Origin of the sequence: Pseudomonas flexibilis, from assembly GCF_000806415.1 — a bacterium.
Taxonomy (GTDB): domain Bacteria; phylum Pseudomonadota; class Gammaproteobacteria; order Pseudomonadales; family Pseudomonadaceae; genus Serpens; species Serpens flexibilis.
Genome location: NZ_JTAK01000001.1, coordinates 344461 through 357655, shown reverse-complemented (window position 1 = coordinate 357655; position 13195 = coordinate 344461). Strand labels below are relative to the sequence as shown.

General features: G+C 64.4%; 11 protein-coding genes. 2 read left to right on the top strand and 9 right to left on the bottom strand.

Going from position 1 to position 13195, the window contains the following annotated elements:
• Positions 1-56: 56 nt before the first annotated feature.
• The 9 genes from nqrM to PT85_RS01725 all read right to left on the bottom strand — a co-directional run bounded on the left by nqrM (position 57) and on the right by PT85_RS01725 (position 8961).
• Complete coding sequence (nqrM, locus tag PT85_RS01765; RefSeq protein ID WP_027589325.1) at positions 57-290, bottom strand: (Na+)-NQR maturation NqrM; 234 nt, start codon at positions 288-290, stop codon at positions 57-59.
• Positions 287-1318, bottom strand: a complete 1032-nt coding sequence (locus PT85_RS01760; protein WP_039605758.1) for an FAD:protein FMN transferase — start codon at positions 1316-1318, stop codon at positions 287-289. The genes nqrM and PT85_RS01760 overlap by 4 nt, the downstream gene beginning before the upstream one ends.
• 1 nt (position 1319) lies before the next feature.
• On the bottom strand, positions 1320-2543 hold the full coding sequence (gene nqrF, locus PT85_RS01755; protein ID WP_027589323.1) for an NADH:ubiquinone reductase (Na(+)-transporting) subunit F: 1224 nt from the start codon (positions 2541-2543) through the stop codon (positions 1320-1322).
• Positions 2544-2558: 15 nt separating this feature from the next.
• Positions 2559-3167 carry an NADH:ubiquinone reductase (Na(+)-transporting) subunit E gene (nqrE, locus tag PT85_RS01750; RefSeq protein WP_039605757.1) on the bottom strand — a complete coding sequence of 203 codons (609 nt, stop codon included), beginning with the start codon at positions 3165-3167 and terminating at the stop codon, positions 2559-2561.
• Positions 3167-3841 carry an NADH:ubiquinone reductase (Na(+)-transporting) subunit D gene (locus tag PT85_RS01745; protein WP_175444378.1) on the bottom strand — a complete coding sequence of 225 codons (675 nt, stop codon included), beginning with the start codon at positions 3839-3841 and terminating at the stop codon, positions 3167-3169. Before PT85_RS01745 ends, nqrE begins: the two co-directional genes overlap by 1 nt.
• Positions 3838-4626, bottom strand: a complete 789-nt coding sequence (locus PT85_RS01740; protein ID WP_027589320.1) for a Na(+)-translocating NADH-quinone reductase subunit C — start codon at positions 4624-4626, stop codon at positions 3838-3840. Before PT85_RS01740 ends, PT85_RS01745 begins: the two co-directional genes overlap by 4 nt.
• On the bottom strand, positions 4619-5830 hold the full coding sequence (locus tag PT85_RS01735; protein WP_027589319.1) for an NADH:ubiquinone reductase (Na(+)-transporting) subunit B: 1212 nt from the start codon (positions 5828-5830) through the stop codon (positions 4619-4621). Before PT85_RS01735 ends, PT85_RS01740 begins: the two co-directional genes overlap by 8 nt.
• 3 nt (positions 5831-5833) lie before the next feature.
• Entirely contained in the window at positions 5834-7171 is a 1338-nt protein-coding gene (locus tag PT85_RS01730; RefSeq protein ID WP_027589318.1) for a Na(+)-translocating NADH-quinone reductase subunit A, read from the bottom strand.
• A gap of 347 nt (positions 7172-7518) precedes the next feature.
• Positions 7519-8961, bottom strand: a complete 1443-nt coding sequence (locus PT85_RS01725) for a glyceraldehyde-3-phosphate dehydrogenase (protein ID WP_027589317.1) — start codon at positions 8959-8961, stop codon at positions 7519-7521.
• Positions 8962-9165: 204 nt separating this feature from the next.
• Between PT85_RS01725 and mfd the strand changes: the two genes are divergently transcribed.
• Entirely contained in the window at positions 9166-12609 is a 3444-nt protein-coding gene (gene mfd / locus PT85_RS01720; RefSeq protein ID WP_039605756.1) for a transcription-repair coupling factor, read from the top strand.
• Positions 12610-12621: 12 nt separating this feature from the next.
• Entirely contained in the window at positions 12622-13170 is a 549-nt protein-coding gene (locus tag PT85_RS01715; RefSeq protein WP_027589315.1) for a CsiV family protein, read from the top strand.
• Positions 13171-13195 lie beyond the last annotated feature (25 nt).

The following is a 13195-nucleotide window of genomic DNA, read 5'->3' as shown; positions in this document are numbered from 1 at the left end:
GGCCCTTGTCTGTCCCGGCCGGGCCGGGAGTACGGCGCCCAGGGCGCCGGTTTGCATCAGCGCCGGGTGGCGTCGTAGGCCAGATCCGTCTTGCCGGCGTCTTGCGCCTTTTCAGCGTTGACCTCTTCGCATTTCTGCCGGTCACCGCCGCAGATGGAGCACTCCTTCTCGATACCCAGCGCGGCGATGCCGCCGCAGGAACCGGCGATTGGTTTGCGCCCGGCGAGCACGCCGACGGACATGCCGAGCACCACCAGCAGAAGAACGATGAACGTGATAAGCCAGGTCATGGCTGTACTCCTTGCGCCGGGAACAGCGCATCGAATGCGGGGCTGCCTGTGGAGACGAAGCCCTCTGCCGCACGGGTCACGAACAGCGCGGCGACATGATGGTCCTGCGCATAGGCCAGGCCCTCCTCGGGCCCGAGCACCATCAGCAGGGTGGACAGGCCATCGGCCTCCATGGCCGAGGGCGTCACCACGGTGACAGCCGCCAGTGTATGGGTTATCGGCGCGGCCTGGCGAGGATCGAGGGTGTGCGAATAACGACGCCCGTCCTGCTCGAAGTAGTTGCGGTAATCGCCCGAGGTGGACACCGACAGCCCATCGAGCTCGACGATGCGCTGCACCGCGCGGACATCGCTCTGCGGCGCCTCGATGGCGATCCGCCAGGGCGCCCCGTCCGGCTTGCGGCCCTGGGCCTTCAGCTCGCCGGTGACTTCCACCAGATAACTGTTGGCACCCTGCGCCTGCAGCAGCTGCGCGATACGGTCCACCGCCTGGCCGGCGGCGATACTGTTGAAATCCACCTGCACCGCGTCACGGGCCTTGCATAACTGTCCATCGCGAACCTCCAGCAGCCGGTAGCCGTACTGTTCGCGCGCCGCGTCGATCTCCGCCGTATCAGGCACACGCTGGCCGCGCGACTTCGGACCGAAGCCCCAGAGATTCAACAGGGGCTCCAGGGTCAGATCGAAGGCCCCCTCGCTGCGGTGCGACAGCTCCAGGCCATAGCGAGCCAGCTCGAGCACCGGCGCGGGCATGGCCTGACAACCAGCCGGACCGTTGTTGAAGGCTTCAATCAGGGAATCGCTGCGATAGGTAGACACCTGCCGGTCGATCTCGGCGAGCAGTGCATCAACCTCCTTCTGCAAGGCTTCCGGGTACGGCACGCCGCTGCCGCGCACGTACTTGACCGAATAGGTGCTGCCCATGGTCGGGCCGCCGAAGGTTTCCACGCTTTCGGAAAACAGGCAGCCCGTCAGGGCTGCCGCCGAAGCGACAGCGATGACGGGCTGCAGGACAGCTCGAAGACGCATGCTAGCCGCCGAAATCGTCGAGCAGGATGTTCTCCGGTTCGACGCCGAGGTCGGTCAGCATCTTGATCACCGAGGCGTTCATCATTGGCGGGCCGCACATGTAGAACTCGCAGTCCTCGGGAGCGGCATGGCTCTTGAGGTAGTTCTCGTACAGCACGTTGTGAATGAAGCCGGTGTAGCCGGTCCAGTTGTCTTCCGGCAGCGGGTCGGACAGTGCCAGGTGCCAGGTGAAGTTCGGGTTCTCTTCGGCCAGCTTGTTGAACTCGTCCACGTAGAAGGCTTCGCGCATGGAACGGGCGCCATACCAGAAGCTGATCTTGCGCGTGGACTTGAGGCGCTTGAGCTGATCGAAGATGTGCGAACGCATCGGCGCCATGCCCGCGCCACCGCCGATGAAGACCATCTCGTTGTCGGTGTCCTTGGCGAAGAATTCGCCGAAGGGTCCGTACACGGTGATCTTGTCGCCCGGCTTGAGGCTGAACACGAAGGAGGACATCTTGCCGGCAGGAATGTCGTCACGACCGGGCGGCGGCGAAGCAATACGGATATTGAACTTCACGATGCCCTTCTCTTCCGGGTAGTTCGCCATGGAGTACGCGCGGATCACGGTCTCGTCGACCTTGGACACGTAGCGCCACATGTTGAACTTGTCCCAGTCGCCGCGGTACTCGGGCTGGATGTCGAAGTCCTTGTAGGCGACGGTGTGCGGCGGGCATTCCAGCTGCACGTAGCCACCGGCGCGGAAGTCCACGTTCTCGCCTTCCGGCAGACGCAGGGTCAGCTCCTTGATGAAGGTGGCCACGTTGGGGTTGGACTCCACCGTGCATTCCCACTTCTTCACGCCGAAGACTTCTTCCGGCACTTCGATCTTCATGTCCTGCTTGACCGGAGTCTGGCAGGACAAGCGCCAGCCGGCGGTCGCCTCGCGGCGGGTGAAGTGCGAGGCCTCGGTGGGCAGCATCTCACCACCGCCACTCTCGACGATGCACTTGCACTGGGCGCAGGTACCGCCGCCGCCACAGGCCGAGGACAGGAAAATGTTGTTGGCCGCCAGGGTCTGCAACAGCTTGCCGCCGGCCGGAACGGTGATGGTCCGCTCGCCGTTGATTTCGATATTGACGTCGCCGCTGGAAACCAGCTTGGCGCGCGCCGCCAGGATGATCACCACCAGTGCAAGCACGATGGCGGTGAACATGCCGATGGCAAGGAAGATTTCGTAGTTCATCTGATCATCCCGTCCTTACAGCTGCACGCCGGAGAAAGACATGAAGCCCAGCGACATCAGGCCGATGGTGATGAAGGTGATGCCCAGTCCCTGCAGCCCTTCCGGTACGTCGCTGTACTTGAGCTTCTCGCGGATACCCGCCAGCAGCGCAATGGCCAGCGCCCAGGAGAAGCCCGAGCCGACGCCGTAGACCACGCTCTCGGAGAGGTTGTAGTCGCGCTCCACCATGAACAGGGTGCCGCCCATGATGGCGCAGTTCACGGTGATCAGCGGCAGGAACACGCCGAGGGCGTTGTAGAGCGCCGGCACATACTTGTCGAGCAGCATCTCGAGGATCTGCACGATGGCGGCGATCACCCCGATGTAGCTGAGCAGACCGAGGAAGGACAGGTCCACGTCGGGCAGTCCGGCCCAGCTCAGCGCACCCGGCTTGAGCAGGTAGGCGTAGATCAGGTTGTTGGCCGGCACGGTGATGGCCTGCACGACCACCACGGCGACGCCCAGGCCGATCGCCGTCTCCACTTTCTTGGAGATGGCGATGAAGGTGCACATGCCGAGGAAGAACGCCAGGGCCATGTTCTCGACGAACACCGCCTTGACGAACAGGCTGATGTAATGCTCCATCAGAACGCCTCCTTGTTGGACACTTGCGGGGCCATCGTGAAGGACGGTTTCTCGACCTGCTCCTTCTTCCAGGAGCGCAGCGCCCAGATGATCAGACCGATCAGGAAGAATGCCGACGGCGGCAGCAGCAGCAGGCCGTTGGGCAGGTACCAGCCACCGTCATTGATCACCGGGATGATGGTGTAGCCGAACAGCTTGCCGGCACCGAACAGCTCGCGGATCACGCCCAGCACGATCAGCATGGCGCTGTAGCCCAGGCCGTTGCCGATACCGTCGAAGAACGACAGCAGCGGCGGGTTCTGCATGGCGAACGCTTCGGCGCGACCCATCACGATGCAGTTGGTGATGATCAGGCCAACGAACACCGACAGCTGCTTGGACAGCGAGTAGGCGTACGCCTTGAGCACCTGATCCACCACGATCACCAGCGAGGCGATGATCACCATCTGCACGATCATGCGGATGCTGCTGGGGATCTGGCTGCGGATCATCGAGATGAACAGGTTGGAGAAACCCGTCACCAGGGTGAGCGCAATGGACATCACCAGCGCGGTCTTGAGGTTGGAGGTAACCGCCAGGGCCGAGCAGATGCCGAGGATCTGCAGGCCGATGGGGTTGTTGGCGAAGACCGGATTGAACAGGACTTCCTTGATGGTGGGTTGCGACATGCTCACGCCTCCCCTGCACGAAGTTTGGCAATAAAGGAACCGAAGCCGTTCTCACCCAACCAGAAATGCAGCAGGTTGTTCACGCCGTTGCTGGTCAGGGTGGCGCCGGCCAGGCCGTCGACCTGGTGGATCGCCTTCGGGCTCTGTGCGTCGACGTTGCCCTTGACGATCTGCACGGCCAGGTTGCCGTTCTCGTCGAACAGCGACTTGCCGAGCCACAGCGATTTCCACTTGGGATTGTCGACTTCGCCGCCCAGGCCGGGGGTTTCGCCGTGCTGGTAGAAGCCGAAACCGGCCACGGTGTTCAGGTCGCCTTCCACGGCGATGAAACCGTACAGGGTCGACCACAGGCCGTAGCCACGCACCGGAAGCACCAGGGTCTGCAGTTCGCCTTCGCTTTCCACCAGGTACACGGTGGTGTAGCGCTCGCGGCGCTTGATCGAGGCAATGTCCTGCTGGCCCGGCAGGGCCTTGGACAGCTGCGGATCCTTGGCGGCCGCCAGCGGGTCGAAGCTGGTAGGATCCAATTCGTCGGTGAAGGTGCCGGTTTCCAGATCGACGACCCGCGCGGTGATGCGCTGCGCGTACAGGTCACGCACCTGACGAGCACTCATGCCCGCCTCGCCCAGACCGGCGATGGACAGGATGCTGCGCTGCTTGTCGAGCTGGCGGTTGGCTTCCTGGGTCGGGCGCAGGGCCACGGCGGCGCCGGCGACGAACACCGAGCAGACCAGGCAGACCAGCAGGGCCACCGTCAGGGTGCGAGCGGTGGATTCTTTCTGATTAGACATTGCGTGCCAGCCTCCGCTTGATGTTGGCCTGAACGACAAAGTGGTCGATCAGCGGTGCACACAGGTTGGCGAACAGGATCGCCAGCATCATGCCTTCGGGGAAGGCCGGGTTGACCACGCGGATCAGCACCACCATCAGACCGATAAGGATGCCGAACACCCACTTGCCAGTGTTGGTCATGGACGCCGACACCGGGTCGGTGGCCATGAACATCATGGCGAAGGCGAAACCACCGGTGACCAGGTGCCAGTACCAAGGCATGGCGAACAGCGGATTGGTGTCCGAACCGAGGGCATTGAACAGGGTGCTCAGCGCGATCATGCCGATCATCACGCCGGCGACGATGCGCCAGGATGCGATCTTGGTCAGCAGCAGCACACCACCGCCCAGCAGGATGGCCAGGGTGCTGGTCTCGCCGATCGAACCGTGCATGAAGCCGAAGAAGGCGTCGCTCCAGGTCAGGCCCTGGGCGGTGATCGCCTCGATGCCACCCTGGGCGCCGAGACTCAGCGCGGTGGCGCCGGCATAGCCGTCGACCGCGGTCCAGACCGCATCACCGGAGATCTGCGCCGGGTAGGCGAAGAACAGGAAGGCACGACCGGCGAGCGCCGGGTTGAGGAAGTTCTTGCCGGTACCGCCGAACACTTCCTTGCCGATCACCACACCGAAGCTGATGCCCAGCGCCACCTGCCAGAGCGGAATGCTCGGCGGAACGATCAGGGCGAACAGCACGGAGGTGACGAAGAAGCCTTCGTTGACCTCGTGCTTGCGGATGGAGGCGAACAGCACTTCCCAGAAGCCGCCGACGATGAAGGTCACCGCGTAGATGGGCAGGAAGTAGGTAGCGCCCTGGACGAAGTTGTCCCACAGGCTGTTCGGGTCGAACCCGGCCAGCATGCCGGTCAGCGCAAAACGCCAGCCTTCCTGCGCCGCCAGCAGCTCGGGGCTCTGGGCGAAGATCAGGTTGGCCTGGTAACCGACGTTCCACATGCCGAAGAACATGGCCGGGAAGGTGCACAGCCACACCGTGATCATCATGCGCTTGAGGTCGATGCCGTCACGCACGTGAGCGGTGGTGCGGGTCACGCTGCCGGGGCGGTAGAAGAAGGTGTCGATCGCTTCGTAGAGCGCGTACCACTTCTCGTACTTGCCGCCTTTTTCGAAGTTGTGCTCGATCTTGTCGAGGAATGCGCGAATACCCAAGGCTTAGCCCTCCTTCTCGATGCGAGTCAGGTTGTCCCGCAGGATGGGGCCGTACTCGTACTTGCCGGCGCACACATAGCTGCACAGCGCCAGGTCTTCCTCATCGAGTTCCAGGCAGCCGAGCTTCTGTGCGGTTTCGGTATCGCCGACGATCAGGGCGCGCAGCAACTGGGTCGGCAGGATGTCCAGCGGCATCACTTCCTCGTAGTTGCCGACCGGCACCATGGCGCGCGGGCTGCCGTTGGTGGTGGTGGTGAAGTTGAACAGCTTGCTGCCCATCAGCTTGGACACGAAAACGTTCAGTACCGAGTGCTTGTTCACGCCGGCACGCAGGTAGTGGAGCATTTCGCGCTCCTTGCCTTCGGCCAGGCAGGAAACCTGCTGGTGGTAGCGACCCAGGTAGGCCAGTGCGCCATGGGCGGTACGGCCACCGAACACCGAGCCGGAGATGACCCGGGAATTGCCCGGGTTCAGCTGACCGGCGGTCAGCTCGTCCAGATGCGCGCCCAGACGGGTACGCAGCAGACGCGGTTGAGTCACGACCGGACCACCCAGGGCCACCACGCGCTCGACGGACAGTTCACCGGTGGTGAACAGCTTGCCGATGGCAATCACATCCTGATAGCCGATGGTCCAGACGCTCTTGCTGGCGCTCACCGGGTCCAGGAAGTGCACATGGGTGCCGGCCAGACCGGCCGGGTGCGGACCGGCGAAGGCCGCGGTGTGCACATTGGCCAGGCTCTCGCCCGGCAGCTGCACGCCTTCGGCCTTGCACAGCTGCACCTTGGCCAGGCGCGCCAGCACCTGCAGACCCTGAGCAAAGGCATCGGCCTGATCGGCGATGACGACCTGCGGATCGGCAGCCAGCGGATGGGTGTCGATGGCAGTGACGAAGATGGACGAGGGAACGGCGTCGACGGCAGGCACCTTGCTGTACGGACGAGTGCGCAGCGCCGTCCACAGGCCGGACTGCTGCAGATTCTCGCGAACCTGCGCGTCGCTCAGCTGTCCAAGCGCTTCAACCGGGTAATGAGCGAATCGCACCGTTTCATCGCCGTCCAGGTCGATGACCACGGACAGCAGGACGCGCTTCTCGCCCCGGTGAATCGCGCTGACCACGCCGGCACCCGGCGCGGTGTAGATCACGCCCGGGTTCTTCTTGTCAGAAAACAGCTCTTGACCCAGCTTGACACGATCCCCGACCTGAACAGCCATGGTCGGTTTCATGCCGTGGTAGTCGGGCCCCAGCAGCGCGACGCTGCGCACCGGCCGAGCCGGCTCGATGCGCTGCGCCGGAGCGCCGGCGATGGGCAAATCAAGCCCACGTTTTATTCTGATCATCAGGATGCCTAACCAGTAGTTGAAATTTTCGCTTCGGCAATCCCTGCGCATTGGACCAAGGTCCAATTGCCGACGAAAGGAAGTTTCGTCGCATGCACAAAGTCTGCCGAACCCCTAAAAAATCCGGCCGATTATAAGGACGCACCCTACAAAATGGCCACCGGGATGGCGCTATTTTCTTGATCCAAAACAGTCAACCCGTCGAACGGGGGCATATTGCCGCAGCGCACAGGCGCATGCGAAAGCAGCCCCTCGGCCGAGCGAAGCTGAGCGCGCACGCCCCAGCAACGGACCGCAAATGAAAAACGGGAGCCGAAGCTCCCGTCCTTGTGACGCCCGCGAAGCGGTTAGCGCGGGAAGGCCGGCGGGTTGACCCCAGCCATGTCTTCCATCACGCGCACCACCTGGCAGCTGTAGCCGAACTCGTTGTCGTACCAGACGTACAGGACGACACGGTTCTCGTTGCAGATGGTCGCTTCGGCGTCGACCACGCCGGCATGGCGCGAACCGACGAAGTCGGTGGACACCACTTCCTGGGACTGCACGAAGTCGATCTGCTTCTGCAGCTCCGAGTGCATGGCCATCTGGCGCAGGTACTCGTTGATCTCCTCGCGGTCGGTGGCCTTTTCCAGGGTCAGGTTGAGAATGGCCATGGAAACGTTCGGCGTGGGCACGCGGATGGCGTTGCCGGTCAGCTTGCCCTTGAGCACCGGCAGGGCCTTGGCGGCAGCGGTGGCTGCGCCGGTCTCGGTGATCACCATGTTCAGCGGAGCGCTGCGACCACGGCGGCTGCCCTTGTGGAAGTTGTCGATCAGGTTCTGGTCGTTGGTGTACGAGTGAACGGTCTCGACATGGCCATGGACGATGCCGAACTTGTCATAGACGGCCTTGAGCACCGGCACGATGGCGTTGGTGGTGCAGGAGGCCGCGGAGACGATCTTGTCTTCGGGGGTGATCTCGGCATGGTTGATGCCATGCACGATGTTCTTCAGCGCACCCTTGCCTGGGGCAGTGAGGATCACGCGATCCACGCCCGGGCACTTCAGGTGCTGGCCCAGGCCTTCGGCGTCACGCCACTTGCCGGTGTTGTCCACCAGCAGGGCGTTCTTGATGCCGTACTGGGTGTAGTCCACCGAAGACGGATCGTTGGAATAGATCACCTGGATCAGGTTGCCGTTGGCGGTGATGGTGTTGTTTGCCTCGTCGATGACGATGGTGCCGTCGAACGGACCATGCACCGAGTCGCGACGCAGCAGACTGGCGCGCTTGGCCAGGTCGTTCTCGGCGCCCTTGCGCACGACGATGGCGCGCAGGCGCAGGCCGTCGCCGCCACCGGTCTTCTCGATCAGGATGCGCGCCAACAGGCGGCCGATACGCCCGAAGCCGTACAGCACCACATCGGTGCCTTCGCGCTTCTCGCCGCGCTTGTTGGCCAGGCTGGCCAATTCTTCGCGCACGAAGGTGGCCAGGTCGGTGCCGCCGGCTGCCTTGTACTTGGCGACCATCTTGCCCAGGTCGACCGACGCCGCACCCAGGTTCATCTCGCTCATGGTTTTGAGGATGGTGTAGCTGTCATGCACCGACAGCTCGTCTTCGCCGCTCAGGCGGTGACGGGCAAAGCGGTGCGCCTTGAGAATGGCGATCACCGAACGGTTGATCAGGCCGCGACCGAAGATCGAGGTCACCACATTGTTGTTGCGGTAGAGCTGACCGATCAGCGGAATCATGGCCTCGGCCAGAGCTTCGCGGTCGATCCACTCACCAAGACATTGGTCGGGCTTCTGAGTCACAGGCAGTACCTTCGCTACATGTAGGACGGAAAAAAAGGGGCTACATTATGCCGGCGAGCCACGGACGGGGCAATCGGCAGCCGTTTCGAGGCACCAGTGTAGCCCTCCCGGCGCGCCGCACTTGCAAACCGACGGCATCCACGGTGCCTGCCTCGGCTCGGCACGTTACAATTGCCGACTTTCGTTCCCCGATCCGAGTCGCCCGTGTCCGTACTGCGTCTTCCGACCCTGCCGTCCGCGGCAGGCAAACAGCACTGGGGCAACCTGCCTGGCGCCGCCCTGTCCCTGGCCATCGCCGAGGCCGCCAGCGCGGCCGGCCGGCGCCTTACCCTGCTGCTGACTCCCGACAGCCAGAGCGCAGAGCGCCTGAAGGAAGAACTCGCCTTCTTCGCGCCAACCCTGCCGGTGCTGCACTTCCCCGACTGGGAAACCCTGCCCTACGACCAGTTCTCGCCGCACCAGGACATCATTTCCCAGCGCATTGCCACCCTCTACCGGCTGCCGGAGATCCGTCACGGCATATTGGTGGTGCCGGTCAACACCGCCCTGCATCGCCTGGCGCCGACCCGCTTCCTGCTCGGGCGCAGCCTGGTGCTGGACGTGGGCCAGCGCCTGGATGTGGAGGACATGCGTGGTCGCCTGGAAGCCGCCGGCTATCGGTGCGTGGAAACCGTCTACGAACACGGCGAGTTCGCCGTCCGCGGCGCGCTGCTGGACCTGTTCCCGATGGGCAGCGACACGCCCTACCGCATCGACCTGTTCGATGACGAGATCGAGACCTTGCGCACCTTCGACCCGGAATCCCAGCGCTCGGTGGACAAGGTCGAATCGATCCGCCTGCTGCCGGGCCGCGAGTTCCCGCTGGACAAGAAGTCGGTCACCGATTTCCGCGGCCGTTTCCGCGAGCATTTCGATGTGGATTTCCGCCGCTGCCCGATCTATCAGGACCTGAGTACCGGCATCACCCCGGCGGGCATCGAGTACTACCTGCCGCTGTTCTTCGAGGAAACCTCGACGCTGTTCGACTATCTGCCCGAAGACACCCAGGTATTCTCTCTGCCGGGCATCGAGCAGGCCGCCGAGCAGTTCTGGCTGGACGTGCGCAACCGCCATGAGGACCGCCGCCTGGACCCCGAGCGCCCCGTCCTGCCGCCGGCCGAACTCTTCGTTCCCGTGGAGGACTGCTTCGCCCGCCTGAAGCGCTGGCCCCGCGTGGTCGTCGACAGCCAGGACCTGCAAACCGGCGTCGGCCGTGAGCGCTTTCCGGCCCGGCCGCTGCCCGATCTGGCGCTGCAGGCCAAGGCCGCCGAGCCGCTGGCCGCGCTGCGCCGCTTCCTTGAGGAGTATTCCGGCCGCGTGCTGTTCAGCGCCGAGACGGCAGGCCGTCGCGAAGCGCTGCTGGAGCTGCTCGGCCGCCTGAAGCTCAAGCCCCGCGAGGTGAATGGCTGGGTGGACTTCCTGGCCAGCGGCGAACGGCTGAACATCTGCATCGCGCCGCTGGACGAGGGGCTGCTGCTCGACGACTTGGCGCTGATTCCCGAAAGCCCGCTGTTCGGCCAGCGCGTCATGCAGCGTCGGCGCCGGGAGAAGACCCGCGACCACGGCGACAACGTCATCAAGCACCTCACCGAACTGCGTGAGGGCGCCCCGGTGGTGCATATCGATCACGGTGTCGGCCGCTATCAGGGTCTGGTCACCCTGGACTATGACGGCCAGAGCAACGAGTTCCTCGTCCTGCAGTACGCCGACGACGCCAAGCTGTATGTGCCCGTCACCAGCCTGCACCTGATCGCCCGCTACACCGGCAGCGACGAGGCACTGGCCCCGCTGCACAAGCTCGGCTCCGAACAGTGGCAGAAGGCCAAGCGCAAGGCCGCCGAGCAGGTGCGCGATGTGGCGGCCGAGCTGCTGGACATCTATGCCCGTCGCGCGGCCCGCAAGGGCTATGCCTTCAAGGACCCTGCCGCCGACTACGAAACCTTCAGCGCCGCGTTCCCGTTCGAGGAAACCGTCGACCAGGAAGCGGCCATCGAGGCGGTACGCCACGATATGCTGGCCAGCAAGCCCATGGACCGCCTGGTGTGCGGCGACGTCGGCTTCGGCAAGACCGAGGTGGCCATGCGCGCCGCCTTCATCGCCGTGCACAGCGGCAAGCAGGTCGCCGTGCTGGTGCCCACCACCCTGCTGGCCGAGCAGCACTACAACAGTTTCCGCGACCGTTTCGCCGACTGGCCGGTGCGCGTCGAAGTGATGAGCCGCTTCAAGTCAGCCAAGGAAATCGCCGACGCCGCCGCGCTGCTGGCCGAGGGCAAGGTGGACATCGTCATCGGCACCCACCGGTTGCTGCAGAACGACATCCGCTTCAAGAACCTGGGCCTGCTGATCATCGACGAGGAACACCGCTTCGGCGTGCGCCAGAAGGAACAGCTCAAGGCGCTGCGCAGCGAGGTGGACATCCTCACCCTCACCGCCACGCCGATCCCGCGTACCTTGAACATGGCGGTGGCCGGCATGCGCGACCTGTCGATCATCGCCACGCCGCCGGCGCGTCGCCTATCCGTGCGCACCTTCGTCATGGAGCGCCAGCCGGCAGTGATCAAGGAAGCCCTGCTGCGGGAACTGCTGCGCGGCGGCCAGGTGTACTTCCTGCACAACGACGTGAAGACCATCGAGAAGTGCGCCGCCGAACTGGCCGCGCTGGTGCCCGAGGCGCGCATCGCCATTGGCCATGGGCAGATGCCCGAGCGCCAGCTGGAACAGGTGATGAGCGACTTCTACCACAAGCGCTTCAATGTGCTGGTGGCCTCGACGATCATCGAGACCGGCATCGACGTGCCCACCGCCAACACCATCATCATCGAGCGCGCCGACAAGTTCGGCCTGGCCCAGCTGCACCAGCTGCGCGGCCGGGTCGGCCGCAGCCACCACCAGGCCTACGCCTACCTGCTTACTCCGCCGCGCCGGCAGATGACCGAGGACGCACAGATGCGCCTGGAGGCCATCGCCAACGCCCAGGACCTGGGCGCTGGCTTCGTGCTGGCCACCCACGATCTGGAAATCCGCGGCGCCGGCGAACTGCTCGGCGAGGGCCAGAGCGGGCAGATCCAGGCGGTGGGCTTCACCCTGTACATGGAAATGCTCGAACGTGCAGTCAAGGCCATCCAGAAGGGTGAACAGCCGAACCTCGACCAGCCGCTGGCCAGTGGCACCGAGATCAACCTGCGCGTCCCGGCGCTGATTCCGGACGACTACCTGCCGGATGTGCACGGTCGCCTCATCCTCTACAAGCGCATCGCTTCGGCGCCGGATGAAGACGCCCTCCAGGAACTGCAAGTGGAGATGATCGACCGCTTCGGGCTGCTGCCGGAGCCGGCCAAGCACCTGATCCGCCAGACACTGTTGAAACTGCAGGCCGAGAAACTGGGCATCCAGAAGATCGACGCCGGTCCGCAGGGCGGGCGCCTGGAGTTCTCCGCCAATACCTGCGTCGACCCGCTCACACTGATCAAGTTGATCCAGAGCCAGCCGAACCGCTACAAGTTCGAAGGCGCTACCCTGTTCAAGTTCCAGGTGCCCATGGAGCGCCCGGAAGAACGTTTCAATACGCTCGAGGCCCTGCTTGAACGCCTCGCTCCACAACCTGCCTGAAGGACCCGCCCGATGCGCTTAATCCGTCCCTTCGCCCTGCTGCTGGCCCTGCTGGCTCCGCTGGCCCAGGCGCAGACCGCGCCCGCCACCGAAAGCACCGGCCCGGTGCCCTACCATCTGGAAGTGGTGCTGTTCCGCCAGGGTGAACCCATCGCCAGCGGCCAGCCGGCCCCGGAGGACTGGACTCGCAATGCCGACCTGCGCGCCAGCGATCTGCGCGCCAGTACGCGGCTGGACGCGGAAGTGGCCAAACTGACACCGGAGAACGGCTACGAGGTGCTGATGCACCGCGCCTGGCGCCAGACCCTGGGCCCGACCGCCACCCGCGTGGCGATCGGCGAAGGCGAACCGCAGCTGGGCCAGTATCCGGTGCAAGGCACCTTGCGCCTGCGCCTGGATCGCCTGGTAGAAATGCAGGCCGAGCTGTGGGTCAACCAGCTGAATGAAGGGCAGATCGTGCAGAGCGAGCAGATCAAGCAGAACCGCCGCCTCAAGCCGGGCGAGCTGACCTTCGTGGATGGCACCAGCCTGGGGCTGCTGGTGCGTGCCACGCCGGAATAAGGCGGTCCGGCCCGCGCGAAGCCTG